The sequence below is a fragment of the Thermococcus sp. LS1 genome, from assembly GCF_012027395.1.
GTDB lineage: Archaea > Methanobacteriota_B > Thermococci > Thermococcales > Thermococcaceae > Thermococcus.
In genome coordinates this window covers 189,530-211,696 of record NZ_SNUJ01000003.1, presented here as the reverse complement: position 1 = coordinate 211,696, position 22,167 = coordinate 189,530, and the positions used below count along the sequence as shown (strand labels likewise).

Sequence of the window (22,167 nt, the reverse complement as noted above, 5' to 3'; positions counted from 1 at the left end):
CTTCGCCATCGAGGTTCATCAGAAAGAAAGGAGAAAAAGACCAACAATCAAGGATTCACAACCTTTGGAACAAGGGCACTGCACTTCTGCTGAAGCTCGGCATTGGCTTTCAAAAGCTCTTCGCTGGGATAGTTGCCGTTCTCTCGCCACTCTGTGGCAAAATTGTAAATCAGGTTTAACCCCTCGCGGACGGCAGAGATGTTGGCGGTTCCGTTTAGGAATGCATTTCGGGAAAGTTCTATGAATGTGATGCACCGGTCGTTTTTTGTCATATTAACTAACGTTTCATTGTCAGGAAAGTCCTCCGGAAAAATATACATCGCCGAACTTACAAGATTCGACTCCAATCTCGAAAGATCTGAGGCCAGCTCTATCATTGAAAGGTTAAAAGTCTCTGTGGAGTTCCGCTCTAGCGAATTGAACGCCTCCTGTGAATGAAATCGAACGTCGCTGAGGGTTAGCGAGGTCATCTGACGAATGCAGAGTCTCTCGTAGTCCCTCTGCCCCTCTATGAACCTTTGAGAACCATATTCACCTATTAAATAATACAAAGCTCCTCCAACAACAATTAACGCAAGGATTGTGATGATGAGTCTATTTACCTTGGGTTTCATATGTGCAGACCTCCTATTTGTGAATCTCAACAACAAAAAATGAAATCAAAGAGTTTCAGTTTCCTGTACACTAACTATGCCAAGCCCTAATTTCTAATTTAGTATTTATAAGACCAACGACTCTAAGAGCTTGGGTTCCTGTTACTTGGTAGTATACTGGAACCTTGAAAAATGCGCCGATTGTCCCGTAGCCGTTTCCTGAAACATGATCAATGTGTACGTACGCTTTTGTCCAATGTCCAGGCCTAGCCAAGGCGATATTACGGTAGGCAACACGTATTGAGTTCACTGGATCTGGAAAGTCATCAAAATCCGCACCGGGGTCAATATCCACGAAAAAGCGCAAGATGTTAATGGGGTTAACCATGTTGATTAGCAAATCCCAACCCAAGCTTATTTTGTTGAGAGGGGCTGTTTCTCCCGAATATGTGAATTTAGTGTCTATAATGTAATCCTCGGGAGAGCGTGGTACCCACAGACCCACCTCAATAGGATTGGTTCTGGGATCACCCCTATCCCCTAAAAACAGGGGAGTATTTTTGCTAATTCTTTTCCCATTTGAAATTTCTCCCTCGTCCAAAACAATAACTCTAATAAGATAATCTCCATAGTTCTTAATGGAAGTTGACCCATACAATTTTAACGCAACTTTAATGTAATAAGTAGTCTTCCACCTCCACCATCCTACAGAATATTGTTTTTCAACGATCTTTACAACGTCCCTTGAATACGTGGCCATTGGCAATATTCTGTCTGCATCCACTTTGGGCACTACGATTTGCCCAACCTGAATGGCAGGCAAAGTGATAGTCTTGACTTCTGGTTCTAGTGTCATCCAAAGCCACTCTTTGTTAGAAATCCCAGAGGAGGGGATATTCATATTGGACAGAGTCTCCACTAAAGTCTTACTGAATCCCATGAGAGCTATTATGCCCCCATGCCGCTCTCTTGCAAAAATCCAAACAGTACCGTTTTGATATACCACAGCTTCAAGACCAAGTACATCTTCGGAGCGACTCACGTTAAACAAAAACGCGTATCCCTCAAACTCGGTTGATTTAAATATTGAGAAATCCCAATCAACTGATACTTTTTTGTTGTCATATTCAATAGTTCCTCTAACCTTGTGTTCTGAAATATCAAAAACAAAACTTCCAATAGCATTGGAGAAATCCATTCCCGACTTTTGTTGGGGATTCGGATCATAAATGCCTTCGGTACTTACAACTTCCACAGAGTTTCCATAGAAAGCCTCTGCATTCACATTGCCGGTAGCACCAAGAATAAACAATCCCAGCAAAATTGCTAATAGGGATTTGTATTTCATATTGTTCACCTCCAATTCAATATTACAGTACAAATAGTACCATTTTCTTTTATAAGCATTTCTATTCATTTATTATTAGTAATTTTTTCAAGGATAAATTTTTTCCGAGTTTGGTTTCACAATGATAGCTTGCCAAAAGAAGCGAGAGTAAAAGAGTTGCATACTCATGCACTCACCACCACCTTTTTAAACTCCCAGTCAAAGCCCCGTCCATGGAGCTGTTTTACAGGGTGAGCTTTCAGGAAGTGGTGGCGGATGCTTTGATGCTCGTTGAGGAGCGCGAGCTGTCTTCGAAGCACGCCCTTGAGAGGGTCTTTAAGAAGGTCGCCGGTAACGACCGCGAGAAGGCGAGGGGACTGGCCCACGCCTACGTTTTCGAAATTGAGAAGTGGCGCGCTAAAATAGACTTCATAATCAATTCCGTGCTTAAAGGCTCAAAGGTCGAAGACCTCGACCCCTATCTGGCTAATCTTCTCCGCATAGGCACTTTTGAGATCCACTTCAGAAAGGTTCCGCCGGCGATAGCGACCGACTCTATAATCCGCATCGTCAAGGAGCACTTTGATTTTTCCCGCGCCAAGTTTGTTAACGCGCTGATGCACGAGATAGAGAAGTTCGACATCGAGAGGGCCCTAAAGAGGCTCAAAGAGAGGGACAGAATCGAGTGGCTCTCCGTCCGCTTCTCGCACCCTAGGTGGTATGTGGAGTACGCAGTCGAGCTCTTCGGCTACGATGAGGCCGTTCGCCTGCTCCTCAGCAACAACAAGGCGCAGCGCTACTATGTGAGGGCCAACACCCTCAAGACGGACGTTGATTCTCTGAGGGATTATCTCGAAGAGAACGGCGTGAGAACTGCCTTAACTCCCCTTCCCGACGTCCTCAAGATTCTTGAGTATAAAACGCCCGTAACAAGGCTCAACTGGTACAGACAAGGCAAGTTCGTAATTCAGGATTTGGCAAGTGCCTACGTCGCCCACGTTTTAGCTCCAGAGCCTGGGGAGAGGGTTCTCGACCTAGCGGCGGCACCGGGGAGCAAGACCTTCCACGCAGCGGCGCTGATGGAGAACAAAGGGGAGATTGTAGCGGTTGACTACTCCTACGACAGGCTCATGCGCATGAAGGAAAAGATGAAATTGCTCGGAATCAAAAACGTCAAGCTCGTCCACGCGGACGGCCAGAGCTTCAGGGATAAAGAGAAATTTGATAAAATAATCCTCGACGCCCCATGTTCAAGCTCAGGAACCTACAGGCAGTTTCCGGAAGTCAAGTGGCGCTTCGACGAGAAGAAGATAAAGCGCATCATAAACGTCCAGAGGAACATGTTGAGGAACGCCCATGAGAACCTGAGAGACGGCGGCGAGATGACGTATTCGACGTGCTCTATAAGGATTGACGAGGACGAGGAAAACGTTCTCTTCGCAATAAACCGGGTCGGGCTTGAGGTCACCAACTATCCCTTCAGCTGGGGCGATAGGGGCTTCCTTGAAATAGGGGAGAAAGTCTTCAGAGCATGGACGCACAGGCACGACTGCAACAGCTTCTTCATAGCAAAATTGAGAAAAGAACAGGGCTAAGAGTCCTAGATGGACTTTATAGCCTCTTGGAGCATGTGAACGGCGTCTCTCTCCGTTAGGTAGGCCCTTCTGACTAGGTGCATCTTCGGGAACGTGGGTATCCATTCCCAGGCGCGGAGCTTGATGTCGTTGAGATTGTCAGTGTGCCAAGCGTCCAGCATCATCTGGGTCGCATTCTGGTGCATCTCCATAGCTAATGCGAGCGTTTCATTGTCAACGCCTAGGGCAGATGCGTTGGTGTATACCTCATCGAACTCGTCATGGAAGTTGAGGAAGTACATCGTCCAGATACGCATTATGGCCATCATTCTGGTGTATATGAAAATGACAGGAACATCGAATTTGAGGTCGTCTACGAGCACTGCGGTGTCTACTACATCATCAGCCGCATCGCCCACTTCGAGGATGAGAGTTATCTGCTCCCCCTGATACTGGGAGACGTCCACACTGGCGGTATAGATTGGACTCATGTCCTCTAAGACAACACCGTCCTCACCGTTTATAGGAGTGAGATAGGGATTAATGGCAGTGATGTAGGGTATCGTGCCATTGGGAAGGGTAGCGACAATTTTCTTTGTCCCATCGGGAAAGACAACGTAAGCGTAGAAGAAGTCGTTGTAATCTGGGTAATCGTCAGTGACCATCCTCCACTTGAACGAGAGAACCTTTGCACCATACGGAACCTTCAGGGTTATCGCCAGTTTTGCAACGTCATAGATATCCTGACCTGTAGCAGGATGTCCCCCCGCTATGGAAACTCCCCCAACGCTCCCAACATCGTAGGTTCCATTCCCTGTTACCACGTACCTTGCATCTCCCGAGCTGAGAATCACATACGAGTCACCCTCAATCGGAAAGCCAAGGATTGGCTTTTTGGCGAGGAGAATCTGTTCCTCAACACCTGTAAACTGGGCACTAACGAACGAACCATGGAATTCAGAATTCAGGATAGCGATGGCTTCATCCGTAGCATCCCTAGCGACAACACTCCCATAAATGGCCGCAACAAAGTCCAGGGGGATAACACTCCCAACAATCAAAAGGATTGTAAAAAATATCATCATCTTTCTTGAACTAGACATAAACTCACCCATATCGATATTTGAAACACAATTATTTAAATGTTGTTAATAACCAAGAGAATCTTAAAATGAAAATTTAACTTATAGTGGCTTCCTTCTTACCGGCCCTCTCGGATACTCCTCCTCAAAAATCTCAGCAGTAAAATGGTAGACCTTCGTGTCCTCGTCGAGCCAGCAGTCGGGAGGTAATCCAGCCTTCCAGCAGGTCTGAGCTAAAAACTCCTCCTCATCCCAGCCCCACTCTATAGGCACCTGCGGAAGGAGTAGGCCTGAATGTATCCCCTTCTCGATTATCAGGCCATCCCGGCCCACCTTTATCTTCTTTGGCCTCTCCTCCGGCGGCCCTTCTATAAGCTCGGGCGGCGTCAGGACGCTGACCTCAATGACAATATCGTCCAGTTCGCTCTCCTTCACAGGCGGAAAGCGCGGGTCATCGACGGCAGCGTAGATGGCAGCCTTTATCGTGGCCTCAACTAGAGGGTAGATCGGCAGTGGAAAGCCTATGCAGCCCCTAAGAGACATCTGAGGCGGAACGTTATGACGGTTAAGGGTTACGAAAACCCCCATCTTTTCCCAGAGCTCGGGCGGCGTGTCCTCAGGCGGCTTTATCGTTCTGCCATTGCGGACGTACTCCTCTATGGCCCTCCTCGCGAGTCTGACGAGGAACTCTCCCCACTCATCCTTGATCCTGTACATTTCATCACCCCCAACCTATCTATGGGTGAATGGTTATTTATCTTTCCCGCAAAGTTTAAAAAATTGCCGAACTAAACTTAGCCAGGTGTCGAAGATGGTCATAGTGGAGTTTGTCATAGTCCCCCTCGGCGAGAGGAGCCTGAGCCGGTACGTAGCAGAGGTAGTAAAGCTTTTAGAGAAAAAGGGTGTTAAGTACCAACTGACACCGATGGCGACGATCATAGAGGTTCCGACCGTGAGTGAAGCTTTCACAATAATCGAGGAGGCCCACGAGCTCATGTTCAAGTTCGGCGCCGAGAGGGTTTCAACGACGGTAAGAATCGACGACAGGCGCGATAAGGCTGTCCACATGGAGGACAAGGTTAAATCAGTCCTCGAAAAGGTGAGGGGTGGTTGAGATTAAGGCCCTGATTTTAGCGATAGATAGGGATGACGATTTCGGCCAGAAGGCCGGCGTTGAAGGTCCCGTTATAGGGAGAGATGCCTGTATAGATGCCGCTTTAAAGCTCAGTCTGGCCGACCCCGAGGACAGCGATGCCAACGTTGTTTATGCGGCCGTCAAGCTCTACGATGAGCTGAAAGGGAGCGGGGAGTTCGATGAGGTGGAGGTTGCACTCATAACAGGCCACCCAAAGGTTGGCGTCAAGAGCGACCTCGAGCTGAGCAGGCAGCTCGACGAGGTTCTCCAGAGGTTCCCTGCCAATGGGGTTATCACAGTAACGGACGGCGCTGAGGACGAGCAGATATTCCCAATCATCACATCAAAGGTGCCCATAATAAGCTCTCACCGAGTCGTCGTGAAGCAGAGCGAGGGCATAGAGACGACATATTACATCATATACCGCTATTTGAGGGAGATACTGAGTGATCCAGAGGTCGCCAAGGTAGTCCTCGGTATACCGGGCATGATACTCCTGCTCTACGGCATAGCAAGGCTCATAGGTGTTTGGTATCCTGAGAGCGTCAAAATAGTCTCCGCCACGATAACGGGCACAATACTGCTCTTCATTGGAGGCTACTTCTTCACCAAGGGATTCCGCTTCAACTTCAGGGAGACCCTCGCGAAGCAGTTCATATTCGTCATCTCCATCGTGGCGGGTCTGCTCATCATAAGCGGGGGTGCCATAAACGCCTACCTGAGCCTTGAGGAGTACTCTAAGGAGCTCATAGGCGGCTGGCCTGGTACACCACTTCTAGCGACGCTCATTTACATAAACGCCCTGAGCTCGTCCCTAACACTCGGAATATCCGTTATGATAATGGGTAAAATTGTCCAGGCGTACCTGAGGAAGGACCACCACATCTGGTACTATATATCCACTCTCCTCATAATGCCCGCCCTCTGGGTAACAATAGACCTAACGACGAGGTATGCGATGGCCATACTGACGATTTCAGATATAGAGGTTTTCACCAAGTTACTGCTGGCCTTTGTGGACGTCGCCATAGCGGTTCTTGTTGGAATATACCTGAGAGGAAAAGTTAGGGGATGGGAGAGAATTGAAGCTGGAACAGGCACTTGAAGAGTATGAGAAGAGAAGGAAAAAGGCCGAGAAAGAGGCAGAAAAAGTTAGGAAGAAGTACAACAAGCGCCTTGAGAAGAAGGTCAAAGACATTCTGAAAAAGATAGACGCTTTGGAGAGAAAGGAAGTCCCCAGGAACGTGGACGAGAGGATCAAGAGAATAGTCACCGCCGAGAAAAAAAGCTACGTGGGTGCGCTCAGGAAGGCTTTGGAGAGCATCGAAACCATGGACGATCTCGGAAAGAGGCTTCCAGATCTAGCTAAACTCCACGTCGGACACGGAAAGTACCTGCTGCTAATATTCGAGAAGGACGTTTACGCAATCAATCGCCTTCTGAAGGAGCTCAACGAGGATTACTTGAGCTACTACGAAGAGCTCTCAAAGAAAGGTCTCATAGAGCTGAAAATCGGAGAGCTCATCGAGGGCGAAGATGAAACGAAGAAAAACCTCTCCCTCGCGGAAAAGGAAAAGGAAGAGCTTCAGAAAAAGGTCGAGGAGAAGAAGGCTGAACTTGAGGAATTCTACAGAGAGCATGGTCTTGATGAGCTTGAGAAAGGCATCAAAGAGCTGTCATCGAGAGTCAAGAGTGGAGAAATGGAAGTCCGCTCAAGGGCTTCAAAACTCCAGAAGCCGATAAAAAGAATGCGCCTTCACGAAGAGATAGCGTCCGAGTTCGTGAAGGACAGCTCCGTAGTATTGAAAAGGCCCGAGGAGTTCGTCTCACTTCTTCAGAAAATTTACCCACGACTAGAGGGCAAGCACAAAAAGACCGCCCAATGGCTAATAGAGAACCTTCTAGAGAAAACCAAGGCCATAAAAGACGACAGGAAAAAGCTGGTAGAACTCGAAAAGAAAAGGGATAAGATCATCAGCGATGCCGAAACCAAAAAGAAGGAAATCTGGGAGCTAGAAAGGTTAATCGAAGAGAAAGAGGCCGAAATAAAGAAGCTCAAGCGCCAGCTGGAGCACCTGGAGAAGGAGCTGAACAAGAGCCTCAGGAAGCTGGAGGAAATCTTGGGAGAGAAAATAGAACGGTAGCCTTATAAGTTAGGTTTCCCTAATTCTCTTTGGGTGGTGAGGATGTTCAAGGTGGACAGGCTGCGCTTTGGAACGGCCGGAATCCCGCTCTCAACGCCGAAGCGCTCAACAATAAACGGCATAATCCATGTGAGAAACCTTGGACTTGATGCCATGGAGCTTGAATTCGTCCGCGGGGTCAACCTCAAGCCCGAGCTGGCAAAGAAGATTAAATACGTCGCTAAAAAACACGATGTTCTCTTAACAGCCCACGCGCCCTACTATATCAACCTTAACGCGAGCGAGAAGGCCAAGGTTGAGGCCAGCAAGAAGCGCATCATCCAGAGTGCCGAGAGGCTCCACGACGCTGGTGGCTGGAGTGTCGTCTTCCATGCAGGTTACTACCTAAGGCAGCCGCCAGAGAGGGTCTACGAGCGCATAAAGAACGAGCTTAAAGATATCGAACGGGAGCTGGTAGATAGAGGCATTAAGGTATGGCTAAGACCAGAGCTCACAGGGAAACCAACGCAGTTCGGGGATTTAAAGGAGATAGTGAAGCTCAGCGAGGAACTAGAGACCGTTCTTCCAACCATAGACTTTGCTCACGCCCACGCAAGACACATCGGAAAGTGTAACACCACCGAAGAGTGGCGCGAGATGCTGAGTTTCATAGAAGACAGGCTCGGCAGAGAAGCTTTGGACAACATGCACATCCACATGAGCGGCATAAACTACGGGCCAAAGGGCGAGAAGAACCACCTACCTCTCCAGGAGAGCGACATGAAGTGGGAAGATCTGCTCAAAGTCCTCAAGGAGTTCAAAGTCAAGGGTGTCGTCATAAGCGAGAGTCCGAATATCGAAGAGGATGCAATCCTTATGAAGAAAAAGTACGAAGAAATCAAGATTTAGCCCTTTCAAGCCTTCCGTATCTCTCCATTATCTCAAGGACCTCTTCCTTTGGCAGTGCGTACCTCACGTGGCCGTTTCTCCCCTTCGTCGTTTTCGCCTGAAGGAGGGAGTTGATTATCGCTTCCTCGGTTGCCTCTGCCGCCCCAACGAAGAGCCGGCTTAAAGCGTCGTCAGGAAGGAAGCCTATTGCATGAGTCTCCTTTCCGCGCGGAACAGTCTGTGCCGTCGAGAATGCCAGAACGATATCGCCACTGCCGTTGTATGCGTAGCCGCCCGTTCTGGCGAGGCCTACCACTGCCCTCCTGGCGAGTCTTCCAAGCTGCCTCGACGTTAGCGGAGCATCCGTCGCGATAACCATCGATATGCTCCCGCCGAGCGAAAGACTCCTTCCGGGGTAATCCTTCAGCTCAAGCCCAACGGGAACGCCAGCGATGGTTAAGTCTTCCCTCTTGCCGAAATTGCTGAGAACCAGGGCAGCAACAGTGTATTCCTCGCTCCCTATCTCGACGATTCTCGATGATGATCCTATTCCGCCCTTGAACTCGAAGGCGCTCATTCCAGTGCCCGCTCCAACGGAGCCTTCCTCGAAGTCGAGCGAAGCCTTCTTGACGGCCTCGAAGACGTGCTCCTTCCTCACGGCGCGCTTCCGTATGTCGTTGAGGTACCAGTCATTGCACTCCATAACCACGGGACTCACAGAGAAGGCCTTGAGATTCTTTTCAGTCCAAAGGTCTATTAAAGCGTCTGCCACAGTGTAAACGCTCAGTGTGTTAGTCAAAGCTATGGGCGTCTCAATATAGCCGAGCTCCTCAACCTGAACGAAGCCTATTGGCTTTGAAAAGCCGTTCATAACAAAAGTACCTGCAAAGAGCTTCTCCTCGTAAGGGTTCTCGACCGGCGGTAAAAGAACGGTAACTCCCGTTCTGATGTCTTCACCTTCAATTATCGTCGCGTGACCGACCTTGACGCCTAGGTCAGCAATGGAATTCCTCTTTCCGTGAGCATAGCGGCCGATTCTTATTCCCAGCTCAGGGGCCTTCATGGTATCACCGAGGATAAATCGATGTGAGGGTTTAAATGGTTCTGCCAGAAATCCTGCAGAGGGTATGTCTTAAAGACATGAGATCATGATTCAGAAATTATCAGTAGTAAGGTTTTTACAATTTTCATAAACTTATTTATAATTTTAAGTAGTAAGATTTTTAAAATCAAATTTGTAAATTCTCGGTGGATAATTCCTTCGGAGGTGTTAACGTGAGGTGGAAGGCTTTAACGGCACTCCTCCTCGGGTTGTTAATCTTGGGCCTCACGGCAAGCGGTGCGGTGGCAACGGCCGACTTCGTGAACCAGACGGTGAATAAAACCCCAGAGCTCCCATCCGAGTTCAACCCCAAAAAGCCCGGGGATGAAGCCCAACCGGAGGGCGCGGGAAGCGTTATTGTTGAGGTTGGGGCTCGTGCATTTGGGATTGCAATACCCGGGTTAGGTGAGATAGTACTCATAGGAACCTTGGCAAAAATCCTGGCTGAGATTATAAAGTACATCCAAGAGAAACCAATTAGAGAGTTCGCCGCAGGATTCATGAACGAAATCCCAGCAAAGAAGGGAGACTATATCCAAGTAACAAGGATCAAAGATAACACGCTGGAAATTGGTTATGGATACGTCAAGAAAAAATGGTTTGGTCTCAAAAAGGAAACTGTAATCGTCGAGCACATTATAACTATTACAAAGGACGAAATAACTGCAGTAGACAACCTCTTTACGCCAAAGGAGTTCGGAGAACTGCTGGCGAAAGCATGGATGAACGGATGGGACGCGAACAAAGCGAAGAAACTTGCAGAAGATTTCGAGAAAGAATATCCCCATTTTGGAAACATACGGTTCAGAGGGGCAACATTGTCTTGTGGAGCTTTTGATGGTGGATGGGTCATACTTGACAAGGAAGGAGCTAAACACATCATTATACGGCACATACTCACAAACGTATACAGAACAAAGGACAAATTTAAGTATCTCTCAGCTCAAGATATCATAAGAGAAATAAAAGAAACCATACGAAATCCAGATTATATAAACTGCGGAAGCAAGATAAACGGAAATCAGAGAATAGTCCTCGTGAGGTATTCTCCAAAAATAGGGACAAAAATGGCGGTAGTGCTCGAAAAGGTGGGAAAAGGATGGTATAGAATAGTTACGGCATTTCCGGCATCTAAATACTAAGGAGGTGGTCCCGTGATTCATCTTTCTTTTTATTTTGTTAAGGATGGAAAGGGATTTCCTGTTTTAATAACCACTAAGGGCCCATTTTTCCTTACCAACAGACCCATTCCTATGAAGGAATTTGAAAACCGATTGAAGGAACTTATTTCCTCCAGAACAACTCCCACAAACGTCTTCGGGATGGAATTATCAAGGAGAGGAAAGTGTATTGAGGTCAAACTTCCAGATGGCACAAGCATTCAGGTGTCTGGAGAGGAGTTCACCAAGGACCTTCAGCATTCGTTAAAAAACTTGAGCTGCATTCTGCGGAAGAAGCCCGTAACTATGAACTACCTGAGATTCAAACTCATTCGCCCGATGGGGTTTTGGCGTGAAAATGAGAAAATGTACATAGACGAGTATGACATTGAAGTCTATGGCGATGTCTACATCTTGAACGCCACTGTTAACCTAAAGGAGTATTTGGACGAGTTGAAAGAGCTCAAAAAGTTCATTGAAAAGAGGAAGTTGCCAGAGGAGTGGAGGGTGGTATGGGACACCACAGGACCAAGTAATGGACTCGAAAACGAGCTATCAACCCTAAAGGTGTTAGCAAGAGACATTAATCCACCTTTTGTCCGATTTACCCTCGGCACTTATGATCCCCTTGAGGCAGTCTATGCTTCGAACCTCGGAGATAGTGTTTCACTATCCTTTGTCAACTGGGCTAAAATCACGGCTAAAGTTCCAAAGGAAGTCCTTTTAAAAGCCCTAGAGGAGGCTATCGAGGATGCGGAGAAAGAACTCCGGAGACTAAGGTCCAAGTCCCACTAAAGCCACCTGCCGAAAATCAGGAGGGGTGTGAGTTCGCACATACCTTAATAAAAATCAATCAAGTAAACCTCATCGAAAAGCAGAAAAGATACCTAAGAGCCCAACTCAAGCTTGAAATGACATAACAACTTTGTCCAAATCAAAACTTATAAGCCAACAAAACCGAGTTGTGAACATGAGGCTTTCGAAGCTCGTGCTGCTCGTTCCGCTGGCTTTCCTTGTGGCCTTCTTCTACATCCCCCTAATCAGCATAATAAAGACGGGATTGTGGGATAACGGCCCGACGCTCAAGTACATAGCCTCGGTTCTCTCAAACAACTATCACCGGCGTGTGATTCTCTTCACAATAGGCCAGGCAATAGCATCCACGCTCCTGACCTTAGCTTTGGGCCTTCCCGGAGCGTACATCTTTGCCAAGTACGATTTTCCCGGAAAAAGCCTGCTCAAAGCGGTCCTCACCGTCCCATTCGTCATGCCAAGCGTGATGGTAGCTTTGGGCTACATCCTGCTCTTCGGTAAGAGCGGCTTCATAACCCAGATTATCGGCCGCGATTTGGGGATAATATACTCCTGGAAGGCCATACTTCTCGCCCACGCCTTCTACAACTTCCCCATCGTCATCAGAATGGTTTCCTCCCTCTGGCAGCGTGTTAATCCCCACTACGAGGAGATGGCTATGGCTTTGGGTGCCCGAGACTGGAGGCTCTTCTGGAAGGTGACGCTCCCCCTGATTTCTCCCGCGATTTTCGCCTCGGCGATGCTCACCTTCGTCTTCTGCTTCCTCAGCTTCTCCATTCCGCTCATCCTCGGCGGCTACCAGTACGCGACCATAGAGGTGGACATCTTCACCTCGATAATGGTGCTCCTGGACTTCAAGACGGGTTCTGCTCTGGCGATAATCCAGATAACGCTCAGCATGCTCTTCATGTACCTCTACCTGAGGAGCCTCGACGCCTACGCTAGGCGTGAGGAGCAGAGAGTTCTCCAGAGGCCAAAGCGCTTTACGCGGAAAGACGTTTTCAGTCTTAAGGGACTCCTCATAGGGGCCTACTCGTTAGCCGTTCTGCTCTTCATCATAGCCCCGCTTTTAGCCGTCCTCTATGATTCCCTGCACTTCAACGACCAGTGGAGCCTCGAGTGGTACAGGAGGATATTCTCGACCGAATACAATCCCATGTTCGGTGCCACAACGCTCGACGCGATAAGGAACTCCCTAACCTTTGGATTTGCGACGGTCTTCCTCTCAGTGATAATCGCCCTTCCAGTCGCCTACGCGCTTCACCGCTGGAACTTCAAAGGAAAGCGGCTCTTCGACGTCCTCGTTATGCTCCCGCTGGCGAGTTCTGCCATAACCCTCGGTTTGGGATACATCAGGATCTTCCACGGCACGCCGCTCTACTACACCGCCTGGCTCATCATAGCTGCTCACACGATAATCGCCTATCCCTTCGTCCTGAGGGCAGTTTCGACTTCGCTGAAGAAGATAAGACCCAACCTATGGGAGGCCGCCCTGAGTCTCGGCGCGAAGGAATGGAAGGCCTTTCTCAGGGTGGAGCTGCCGCTTGCTCTGGGCGGCGTTATAGTGGGTGCCATCTTCGCCTTCGCGATAAGCATAGCCGAGCTTGGAGCGACCTACATGCTGGCAAGGCCAGAATACACCACTATGACAGTTGCAATATACCGCTTCCTCGGGGCGAGACAGTTCGGTTCTGCTTCGGCCCTTTCGGTTCTCCTGATGGCGATTTCAACCGCGAGCTTCCTGATCATAGAGAGGATAGGTGAGGAAGTATGGTGAGGGTTGAACTGAGAAACGTAGTTAGGGCATGGGAAGATTTCAGGCTTACTATCGAGTATCTGGAAGCCAGAGACGGCGAGTTTTTAACGCTCCTCGGTCCGAGCGGCTGCGGAAAGACGACGACGCTCAGGATAATAGCGGGCTTTGAGAAGCCCGATACCGGAGAGATACTTTTCGACGGGAAGGTCGTGAACGAGCTGCCGCCTTACGAGAGGGGCATAGGGATAGTCTTTCAGGACTACGCGCTCTTTCCCCACATGACGGTCTTCAAAAACGTCGCTTTCGGTCTGGAAATGAAGAGGCTCCCGAAGGCCGAGATTGAGAGAAAGGTAATATGGGCATTGGAGCTTGTTGGTTTGGAAGGCCTCGAAAACCGCTACCCGGAGCAGCTGAGCGGCGGCCAGCAGCAGAGGGTAGCCCTGGCCAGAGCCTTGGTAGTCGAACCAGATGTTCTCCTCCTCGATGAACCGCTCAGCAACCTTGACGCCAAGATAAGGGAGCGCCTGAGAGGAGAGATAAAGAGGATCCAGCGTGAGCTTGGGATAACAACCATCTACGTCACCCACGACCAGGAAGAGGCCATGGCGATAAGCGACAGGATAGCGGTGATGAACTTCGGCAGAGTCGAACAGGTTGGAAAGCCGCTGGAGCTTTACTACAGGCCCAAGACCGAGTTCGTGGCGCGCTTTCTGGGGCTGAGCAACATCCTTGAGCTGAAGGCCAAGGATGGGGAGGCCTGCATAGGCGGACTGTGCTTCGACGTTGAAAGGGATGGAAAGGTCCGGGTCTTTTTCAGGCCGGAGAGCGTTTACGTGAAGCCCGGGGAGATGGCGGAGGTAGTGGACTACGAGCTTCTGCCCGGGAGGATAAGGCTCAGGCTTAAAATCGGAGACGAGCTTATCCTGGCCGAGCGCTTCCTTGACGAGCTGCCGTTCAGTGTGGAGAACCTTCCGGAACGGGTTGATGTGGAAGTGAAAAGCTTTTCGGTGCTCGGGGACTGATTGGGCAACATCCCATTCAACTATATTAAAAGCTTCACCTTGTAGAGTAGAAAAAGATTAAATAGAAAGTGCCCAATCTATAATCGGTGAAATCCGTGAGGTGGGTATTCATTGGCCTCATTCTGGTCGTTCTCATCGCATCGCTGTTCGTCGTTCTGAACGAAGGTGATTCAGGCCCCGCCATGCTGCAGGAAAACGCCTCACGAAGGGATTATTTGCCAGTTGACTGCTCGCTCAAGGTACAATCCCAGCACCCCGAAAACGTTCACCCCGGCCAGTGGATAGGGCAGGACATCACTCAGATCACAAATAACTCGAAAATCAAGTTTCATGACGATTTTGTGATATACTCTTGGACAAACCGCACTACTGGAGAACCAAAGGGCTGGATCGCGTACTTTACCTACTGGCCAGAGAAGTTCGATATGAAACCAGCCTGCACCCTCGGGGGCTTTGCGACCTACATCACCGCCAACAGGAGCGGGGAAGGATACTACTGGCCAAGCCTTGGGAACGCAACCCTCGAAATACACCAGCGGATGTGTTCAATACGCCGAGTTAGCACGGAGCTTCCCGAGGGTCCTCGGTGGGAACTGCCGTCCGGAAACGTCTACTTTGCGATCCAGTACATCCCAACGGCGAACAGCACGTGGGAGATATCGGTGCTGACACCAACCAAGTTATGGACGGACTTCAAGGATTACCGCATCTTCGACGTGAAACCCGTGAAGCTAAGCGCAGACTGCACCTGTTCGATTGAGACAGTTATGAAAACTTTTGATGAGAAGCTCAGGGAAAAGGGATTCCGCGAAACGGAACTCTGGATGACGCCGAAAGAGAACGACTGCTTCAAGCCTCTTAGCGTTAAACTCTACCGCAAGGGGGATAAGTACCTCTACGTGGAATTCGCCCAAGTCAAAGGTATGGACTTGGTCAGAGTCCTCATGATAATGGGCAACGAGACGGTAGTAAAAGCCTACGCGGAAGCGTTTACCGCAGGAAGCGTTGAGCAGTAGCCACCAAAACCCCGGACATTTTATTTTTGATACCCTTTCTCCAATTTGTGAATCCGATCACCCCACTCGCTCAACGCTTGTTACTTTTGACATTTTTCTGTCAAAAAAAGCTTTAAAAAACTAAGTTATTAGCAAGAATCAGTTAACTTACGGGGGTGCGCTCATGGGCTGGTTCGAGAGGTACTTCGAGTTTGATAGGTACGGCACCGATATGAAAACTGAGGTTCTGGCGGGCGTTACGACTTTCATGACCATGGCCTACATTCTCTTCGTGAACCCGGCGATACTCAGCGATGCCATGGGTAAGGAAGCCTTCAACTCGCTCGTCGCAGTTACCGCTCTGGCGGCAGGATTTGCAACGATCCTCATGGGTCTCTATGCCAAGAAGCCCTTCGCTCTCGCTCCAGGAATGGGGCTGAACGCCTACTTCGCCTACAGCGTGGTTCTGGGCATGGGCTACGACTGGAAGGTGGCTTTAGCTGCCGTCTTCGTCGAGGGTCTCATCTTCATCGCGCTGAGCGTTACCAAGGTCAGGAGCGCCATAATCCACGCGATTCCGCTCAGCCAGAAGTACGCCGTTGGTGCTGGAATAGGCCTCTTCCTTACGCTCATAGGCCTCAACGACGTCGGACTTCTCACAGCTTTCGTCCAGGAGGGGGTGCTCAAATTCACAGGTCTGAACGCTACCGCACTGGCGAGCAAGCAGATCCTGCTGTTCTTCTTCGGCCTCTTCCTGACCGCAGTTCTTATTGCCCTCCGCATTAAGGGGGCTCTCCTCATCTCCATCATAACCACCAGCGTCCTCGGCTGGATTACCGGAGCCGCGCCATGGCCGGACCAGATTTTCTCAACCCCGGACATAAGCTACACCTTCATGAAGATGGACCTCCAGGGACTGCTCAACGTTGGAGCAATCGGTGTGGTCTTCGCGTTCTTCATGGTTGATTTCTTCGACACCCTCGGAACGGTGACCGGTCTGAGCGCCAAGGCTGGCTTCATAACCACAGACGGAAAGATACCCGATGCAGAAAAGGTCCTTCTCACTGATGCCGTCGGCACGACCGTCGGTGCGATCCTTGGAACCTCGACCGTTACCACCTACATCGAGAGTGCGGCGGGAATAGAAGAGGGCGGCAGAACTGGAATGACTGCCCTGATTACGGGCTTCCTGTTCTTGGCCATAGGTCTCTTCATAGCCCCATTGGCACAGGCAATACCGGCCTTTGCCACTGCTCCAGCGCTGGTCATAGTGGGTTACTACATGCTCAGCGCTATTAAGGAAGTCGACTTTACCGACCACACGGAAGCGATTCCAGCGTTCCTCGTGCTCATAACAATACCCTACACCTACTCCATAGCGGATGGAATAGGCATGGGCTTCATCAGCTATACTCTGATCAAGCTTTTCAGCGGCCGCGGAAAAGAAGTTCATCCGCTGATGTACGTCCTCGCCCTGGTGTTCATAGCCTACTTCGCATACCTCGGCGGAGTCATCTGAACCCGGATTTCTGCTTTTCTTTTTTAAATTTAATCAAGAGCAGGGCAAGGAAATCATTTTTTCTGATTCTCTGCCAGCTTCTCTTTGATGAACTGCTTGAGCACGTAGGGGCACTGCTCCTGGATGAACTGGGCGAACTCCCTTATCCTCTGCACGGTTATCTCGCTGACGTAGTGCTCGAACTGACAGGCGTCGTGCTCCGCTATCTCTGGAGGTATGCCAAGGATGTCGATGAAGAACTCCGTGAGAAGGAGGTGCTTTGAATAAGTCTGCTCAGCAATTTCGCGGCCTTTCTCGGTCAGAAGAATCCTGTCGTATTTCTCGTATTCGACTAAGCCCTTTTCGTTGAGCTTTTTAAGCGCATCGACGACGCTCGGCGGCTTTACGCGCATCATTTTAGCTATGTCCTTGACCCGGATGATACCCTTGTTCTTGTGGAGTATGTACATCGTCTCGAGATACTCCTCTTCCCTCTTGCTTATCTCCAACGGCCTCACCTGCCGTTAGGTTGCCCAAAAATGTTTAAGTAGTTTTCGCAACAAACTTCACGATAACAAGCTTTGCCTTCGCAAAGCCCGACCAAAGTTTTGACTGCTTAGCAAACTAACAGTGTGTACCCCCAAGTCCGCCCGTTGAAGTGGGATTTCACAGGAAAAATCCTGATTTTTAATCCGCTTTCTTTTTGACGCCCGTCAAGTCAGAAGCGACAGACAAGCTTTGATGAAACCGAAGTTCTCCGTGTGTTGGAGCTTCACTCCAACATTGTTTGGCAACAAGCTTTTGGGAAAAGCTTGACCAAAAGAGTCCCTTCTAAAGTTAATGGCAAGAAACAATGCGTGCATCCCAGGAGATGCTCCTTGAAAAATGGTTTGACTTCAAAAATAGTCAGTTACACAGTTTTACCTTTTATTATGGCGTCCTTCGGACGCCCTATGGAGAGTGAAACACTGTAAAACCAGCAATTGAAGAGTAAACCCACTCGAGAATCAAGCACGTCAGAATCGCACGCAATTTTTCCGTCAACGCTTCGTGGGAAGCAAAGCTTCCCGACGTGTTGAGACGCAAGTCTCAACATGCGAAGCAAAGGGTTGTTATGGCGGGCCGGACGGGATTCGAACCCGCGACCTCCGGCTTAGAAGGCCGGCGCCCTATCCTGCTAGGCTACGGGCCCTCGGGTTAGTGGTTAAGGGGCGCTCTTATAAAAGTTGCGGTGGGGAGAAAAGGGGAGAAGAACTCAGCGCCTCCTCCTGAGGAGGAGCGGCACTATGGCAAGGCCGACTATTAGGGCCGGTCCGCAGATGCCGGCGTTATCAGTTTCCCCGTTGGTTTCTGTGGTGGTCTTGCCGAGTATCTCGTCAGCGCTCTTGCCCTCGATCATGAGCTCGGTCCACTGCTTGAGCCAAGCCTCGTAGTTCTTCTCTATCTCGGCCGGGTCAACGGTGACGGGCTTGTCGACCTCAACCGCGTACTGGAAGACCTCGGGGAGCTGGACGTTCTTGTTGACTGGGTACATCCACTGGTTGACCGGAAGCTTCTCCTGGGCCTCCTCGCTGATAAGGAACTCTATGAACTTCTTGGCCAGCTCGGGGTGCTTGGCACCCTTGACTATTCCAGCACCCTCGATCTGGAGGTAGTTGCCCTCCTTGAAGGCGACCGCGCCGATGTTGGTGTTGTTCTCGTAGTAGACGGTTGCTGCCGGAGAGGTTGCGTAGCTGAGCACGAGCGGATACTCGCCCTTGGTGAAAGCTCCCCAGGCTGCGCTCCAGCCCTCGACGATCTGGACGTCGTTCTCCTTGAGCTTCTCCCAGTAGTAGAGCCAGTCGTCACCGTAAACGGCTATCGTCCACAGGAGGAAGGCCATTCCCGGCGAGCTGGTTCTCGGATCCTCGATGATGAGCTTGCCCTTCCACTCTGGCTTGGTGAGGTCTTCGAGGCTGGTCGGCGGGTTCTGAACCATGTCCTTGCGGTAGTTGATAGCTATGTATCCGTAGTCGTAGGGTGTGAGGTGGAAGGTCGGGTCAAACTTCTCGATTATCCAGTCTGGGATAACGTCGGCGTTCTCCGGCTTGTAGGGCTCAAGAACGCCCGCATCTATGGCCTTGGCGAGGTAGCTGTTGTCTATGCCGACGACGACGTCAGCCTGCGGGTTGTCCTTCTCGAGGATGAGCCTGTTGAGAACCTCTCCAGCATCGCCTATGAGAACGAGGTTGACCTTAACGCCGTACTTCTCCTCGAATATCGGAACTATCTCCTTCATCCACCACTCTATGCTGTCGTAGGAGTAAACCGTGAGCTCCTCCTGAGCCTTCACCGGCCTGGAAGCGCCGATGGTCCCAACGAGGAGCATCATGATGAACAGAGCGGCTAACCTTCTCATAGTTTCACCCCAATTAACTGGTTGTTGGTTTCAATAATGGGGTAATAGATGGACTAAATAAAGCTTTGCTTCCCAAAGTTGGGAAGATGTAAAAAGAGGAATCATCCCAAGAACTGGAAGTAAAGAAAGACCGAATATATCATAAGGAAGATGGCCCCCGTCGCGCGGCTTATTCTTCCCGTGAGGCGGAGCGCTAACGTGAGCAGGATCATGACGCCGATTGTGAGCGGCAGCGTTGACGAGAAGATTCCCGGATCGACGGTTATCGGCCTTATCACCGAGGCTATGCCGATGACCATGAGGACATCGAGTATGTTGGCGCCGATGATGTTGCCGACGCTGATGTTGGGAAGCTTCTTGAGCGTTGCCATGAGGGAGTTAGTGAGCTCCGGCAGAGAGGTGCCTATCGAGACTAGGGTGAGGCCTATCACGACCTCCGGAACCCCGAAAGCCCTCGCGAGAGTTACCGCGCTGTCGACGACCAGCCTCGCACCGATGACCACCACGAGACCGCTGCCGAGCATTATGAGGACATCCCTCTTAGGATTACCGCGCTCGGCGTTCATTTCCTCAATGGTCATGTGCTTCTTGTAGAGGTAGTAAAGGAAGCCAAAGTAGATGAGTATCAGGCTTGCGCCATCGAGCCTGCTTATCGTGCCGTCGTACATGAGGAGGCCCGCGTAGGCCGTGACGGCGACCATAAAGAGGGAGTTCTTCCAAGCCGTTTCCTCGACGGTGAGCGGAAGGATGAGAGAGGATACACCCAATATCAACGCGATGTTCGCCAGCGCGCTTCCGATGGCGTTTCCGAGGGCGATGCCGCTGTTTCCACCGTACGCTGCAAGGGCCGAAACTGTGACCTCTGGCAGGGTCGTCGCTATGCTTGCCAGAACGAGCGCTATGATGAACTCGCTCACCCCAAAGCCCTTGGCCACCCTAGAGGCAGCCTCAACGAAGAAATCGCTCCCCTTGATTAGAAGGGCGAGTCCCACGATGAACGTAACTATTTCAACTACCACTGCCCTCACCAGAGTAGGCTGGGAAGAGTCCTTAAAAGCTATTTGGCTCCGTAGCCCTCGTTCCCCTTGCCCTCCATTTTGATGACGTAGTCCGCAGCATTCTGGAGGGCCACCGAAAAGCCGGGCTCAACTCCAATAACTATCGTCTCCTTCCCCTTGCGCTTGGCCTCATTGATTATCGGCAGAAAATCCGCGTCGCGGGTCGCTAAGGCTATTACCTCGACGTCGGAGTTGTATATGAGCTCCATGGCCTCTATAGCTATTCTCACGTCGGTATCGCCGGCGACTATAATCGGCTCAAGCCCCTGGTTGACCACGGCCTCTATCAGCCCCTGGGGTGCGTACTGGTTGAGGACAACCTTTGCAACGCGGATTTTGCCGATCCTTTCCAGGGCCTCGACGATGTCCTCCAGCTTTATGCCGAACTCCTTCCTGAGGATGTTGGGCCCATCGATAATCAGGCCTATGCTCTTCTTGCTCTTTGGCTTCGGGGGCTTCTCCTCGACCTCCTTCTCACCGCGCTTAAGGACCTTGAAGAGAGTCTCCCTCATTCTCCCTCACCCTTGGGTGTCAGGATTATCGTGTAATCGGCGGCATGTTTAAGGGCCGCACTGAATCCGGGCTCTATGCCTATGACTATCGTCTCCTTGCCCTTCTCCTTTGCCTTGAGGATAACCGGCAGAAACTCCGCGTTTCTCGTCGCCAAAGCTATGACGTCGATGTTCGGGTTGTATATCTCCCTCATGGCCTCGACTGCGAGCTTTACTCCAGTCTCGCCGGAAACTACAACTGCCTCAAATCCCTGGTTGGAGACGGCCTCAATTAAACCCTGAGGAGCGTACTGGTTGAGTATGACTTTAGCAACCCTGAGGTCGCCGATGCCCTCCAGGGCTTCCACTATGTCCTCCAGTTTTACTCCGAACTCCTTTCGGAGAATGTTTGGACCGTCAATGAGCAGCGCTATCCTCTTGCCCCTGCTTATCTTCCGCCGCATCATTCCGATACTCCGCATTCCCTCCTTTGTTATCGATACTATCTTCTCCCAGTTGCTGCCTGACATAGCTGTCACCGCTGAGATTGTTCATCGCTCAAACTACTACTGTGATACCACCTTACCTACGGGATAATCCTATAAAAAGGTTGATTCTTTTCCTGGGAAAAATTTAAATTGATAGGAATAAAAACACCACTAGAAAGGGGCGTAACACGGTGAGAGAGATGAAACTTTTAGTCGTGAAGAAAGTCAAAAGCCCTGGAAAGGTTCCGCTTAAATGGAAACTTACAACGCTCCTTCTTGGGATCACAACTGCCTTAATGGCACTCTTTGCAGTTTACATCATCACGGGCAGCAATTTTGATGACAACGGAATAACCGGTGCCGTAGCGGGTATAAGTGCCGCCCAGCTCATAAGGCCAACGATAGAGAAGCTGAAAAAACACATATTCAAGACCTACGTTTCCCTAGTCTTCCTCAACACGCTCCTCGCGGCGCTCATAGTGAACCACTTCAACTTCCAGCCTGAGGGCACGCTCCAGTTCATGGGGGCCTTCATAGTGGTCTACATACCCCTCTCTGTCTTTGATTACAGCCTGATAAAGGCCGTCAGCAGAATATCGGAGAACAGACAGAACGGCGGGGCGGAATGAAAGAGAACAAGGAATAGCCAAGGACAAACAAAAGA

General features: G+C 50.2%; 22 protein-coding genes and 1 tRNA gene. 12 read left to right on the top strand and 11 right to left on the bottom strand.

Features of this window, described 5'->3' with window-relative positions; all coding sequences use genetic code 11:
- Positions 1 to 47: 47 nt before the first annotated feature.
- The gene (locus tag E3E26_RS09050) at positions 48 to 614 is read right to left on the bottom strand and encodes a hypothetical protein (RefSeq protein WP_167894492.1); all 567 of its coding nucleotides are present in this window, start codon (positions 612 to 614) and stop codon (positions 48 to 50) included.
- Between the two features lie 70 nt (positions 615 to 684).
- Positions 685 to 1,941 carry a hypothetical protein gene (locus E3E26_RS09045; RefSeq protein WP_167900982.1) on the bottom strand — a complete coding sequence of 419 codons (1,257 nt, stop codon included), beginning with the start codon at positions 1,939 to 1,941 and terminating at the stop codon, positions 685 to 687.
- Between the two features lie 212 nt (positions 1,942 to 2,153).
- Here E3E26_RS09045 and E3E26_RS09040 point away from each other — a divergent pair, with 212 nt between their 5' ends.
- Complete coding sequence (locus E3E26_RS09040; protein ID WP_167900981.1) at positions 2,154 to 3,515, top strand: RsmB/NOP family class I SAM-dependent RNA methyltransferase; 1,362 nt, start codon at positions 2,154 to 2,156, stop codon at positions 3,513 to 3,515.
- 5 nt (positions 3,516 to 3,520) lie between these two features.
- Here the strand turns inward: E3E26_RS09040 and E3E26_RS09035 are convergent, their stop codons facing one another.
- Positions 3,521 to 4,597, bottom strand: a complete 1,077-nt coding sequence (locus tag E3E26_RS09035; protein ID WP_167900980.1) for a hypothetical protein — start codon at positions 4,595 to 4,597, stop codon at positions 3,521 to 3,523.
- 81 nt (positions 4,598 to 4,678) lie between these two features.
- On the bottom strand, positions 4,679 to 5,293 hold the full coding sequence (locus E3E26_RS09030; RefSeq protein WP_167900979.1) for a TIGR00296 family protein: 615 nt from the start codon (positions 5,291 to 5,293) through the stop codon (positions 4,679 to 4,681).
- Between the two features lie 94 nt (positions 5,294 to 5,387).
- Between E3E26_RS09030 and E3E26_RS09025 the strand changes: the two genes are divergently transcribed.
- From E3E26_RS09025 to E3E26_RS09010, 4 genes are read left to right on the top strand one after another with little or no spacing between them, the layout of a single operon-like run.
- Positions 5,388 to 5,690, top strand: coding sequence for an MTH1187 family thiamine-binding protein (locus E3E26_RS09025; protein ID WP_167901052.1), 303 nt, complete (start codon positions 5,388 to 5,390; stop codon positions 5,688 to 5,690).
- Complete coding sequence (locus E3E26_RS09020; protein ID WP_370520110.1) at positions 5,683 to 6,816, top strand: DUF373 family protein; 1,134 nt, start codon at positions 5,683 to 5,685, stop codon at positions 6,814 to 6,816. Before E3E26_RS09025 ends, E3E26_RS09020 begins: the two co-directional genes overlap by 8 nt.
- Positions 6,794 to 7,855 carry a hypothetical protein gene (locus tag E3E26_RS09015; RefSeq protein WP_167900978.1) on the top strand — a complete coding sequence of 354 codons (1,062 nt, stop codon included), beginning with the start codon at positions 6,794 to 6,796 and terminating at the stop codon, positions 7,853 to 7,855. Before E3E26_RS09020 ends, E3E26_RS09015 begins: the two co-directional genes overlap by 23 nt.
- A gap of 42 nt (positions 7,856 to 7,897) precedes the next feature.
- A complete protein-coding gene (locus E3E26_RS09010) occupies positions 7,898 to 8,743 on the top strand; it encodes a deoxyribonuclease IV (protein WP_167901051.1) in 846 nt (281 codons plus the stop codon).
- Here the strand turns inward: E3E26_RS09010 and E3E26_RS09005 are convergent.
- Positions 8,733 to 9,785, bottom strand: coding sequence for a P1 family peptidase (locus E3E26_RS09005; protein WP_167900977.1), 1,053 nt, complete (start codon positions 9,783 to 9,785; stop codon positions 8,733 to 8,735). The two genes, E3E26_RS09010 and E3E26_RS09005, sit on opposite strands and share 11 nt — an antisense overlap.
- Positions 9,786 to 9,997: 212 nt before the next feature.
- Between E3E26_RS09005 and E3E26_RS09000 the strand changes: the two genes are divergently transcribed.
- The 6 genes from E3E26_RS09000 to E3E26_RS08975 all read left to right on the top strand — a co-directional run bounded on the left by E3E26_RS09000 (position 9,998) and on the right by E3E26_RS08975 (position 17,089).
- Complete coding sequence (locus E3E26_RS09000) at positions 9,998 to 10,966, top strand: hypothetical protein (RefSeq protein WP_167900976.1); 969 nt, start codon at positions 9,998 to 10,000, stop codon at positions 10,964 to 10,966.
- Positions 10,967 to 10,978: 12 nt separating this feature from the next.
- The gene (locus E3E26_RS08995) at positions 10,979 to 11,779 is read left to right on the top strand and encodes a hypothetical protein (RefSeq protein ID WP_167900975.1); all 801 of its coding nucleotides are present in this window, start codon (positions 10,979 to 10,981) and stop codon (positions 11,777 to 11,779) included.
- 175 nt (positions 11,780 to 11,954) lie between these two features.
- Entirely contained in the window at positions 11,955 to 13,574 is a 1,620-nt protein-coding gene (locus tag E3E26_RS08990) for an iron ABC transporter permease (protein WP_167900974.1), read from the top strand.
- Positions 13,568 to 14,575: an ABC transporter ATP-binding protein gene (locus tag E3E26_RS08985; protein ID WP_167900973.1), complete on the top strand. Its 1,008-nt coding sequence runs from the start codon at positions 13,568 to 13,570 to the stop codon at positions 14,573 to 14,575. Before E3E26_RS08990 ends, E3E26_RS08985 begins: the two co-directional genes overlap by 7 nt.
- An 86-nt stretch (positions 14,576 to 14,661) precedes the next feature.
- Positions 14,662 to 15,591, top strand: a complete 930-nt coding sequence (locus E3E26_RS08980) for a hypothetical protein (RefSeq protein WP_206204383.1) — start codon at positions 14,662 to 14,664, stop codon at positions 15,589 to 15,591.
- Between the two features lie 163 nt (positions 15,592 to 15,754).
- A complete protein-coding gene (locus E3E26_RS08975) occupies positions 15,755 to 17,089 on the top strand; it encodes an NCS2 family permease (protein ID WP_167900972.1) in 1,335 nt (444 codons plus the stop codon).
- A gap of 53 nt (positions 17,090 to 17,142) precedes the next feature.
- Here E3E26_RS08975 and E3E26_RS08970 read toward each other — a convergent pair whose 3' ends face one another.
- The 6 genes from E3E26_RS08970 to E3E26_RS08945 all read right to left on the bottom strand — a co-directional run bounded on the left by E3E26_RS08970 (position 17,143) and on the right by E3E26_RS08945 (position 21,545).
- On the bottom strand, positions 17,143 to 17,577 hold the full coding sequence (locus tag E3E26_RS08970) for a metal-dependent transcriptional regulator (protein ID WP_167901049.1): 435 nt from the start codon (positions 17,575 to 17,577) through the stop codon (positions 17,143 to 17,145).
- Positions 17,578 to 18,183: 606 nt separating this feature from the next.
- Positions 18,184 to 18,260 (bottom strand) — tRNA-Arg (locus tag E3E26_RS08965).
- A gap of 63 nt (positions 18,261 to 18,323) precedes the next feature.
- Complete coding sequence (locus E3E26_RS08960) at positions 18,324 to 19,466, bottom strand: thiamine ABC transporter substrate-binding protein (RefSeq protein WP_167900971.1); 1,143 nt, start codon at positions 19,464 to 19,466, stop codon at positions 18,324 to 18,326.
- Between the two features lie 101 nt (positions 19,467 to 19,567).
- Entirely contained in the window at positions 19,568 to 20,485 is a 918-nt protein-coding gene (locus E3E26_RS08955; protein ID WP_167901048.1) for a calcium/sodium antiporter, read from the bottom strand.
- Between the two features lie 38 nt (positions 20,486 to 20,523).
- Positions 20,524 to 21,036 carry a TIGR00288 family NYN domain-containing protein gene (locus E3E26_RS08950; RefSeq protein ID WP_167900970.1) on the bottom strand — a complete coding sequence of 171 codons (513 nt, stop codon included), beginning with the start codon at positions 21,034 to 21,036 and terminating at the stop codon, positions 20,524 to 20,526.
- A complete protein-coding gene (locus E3E26_RS08945; RefSeq protein ID WP_167900969.1) occupies positions 21,033 to 21,545 on the bottom strand; it encodes a TIGR00288 family NYN domain-containing protein in 513 nt (170 codons plus the stop codon). The genes E3E26_RS08950 and E3E26_RS08945 overlap by 4 nt, the downstream gene beginning before the upstream one ends.
- A 149-nt stretch (positions 21,546 to 21,694) precedes the next feature.
- On the opposite strand from E3E26_RS08945, the gene E3E26_RS08940 reads away from it, so the two are divergent.
- On the top strand, positions 21,695 to 22,132 hold the full coding sequence (locus E3E26_RS08940) for a hypothetical protein (RefSeq protein WP_167900968.1): 438 nt from the start codon (positions 21,695 to 21,697) through the stop codon (positions 22,130 to 22,132).
- The last annotated feature ends 35 nt before the right edge of the window (positions 22,133 to 22,167 follow it).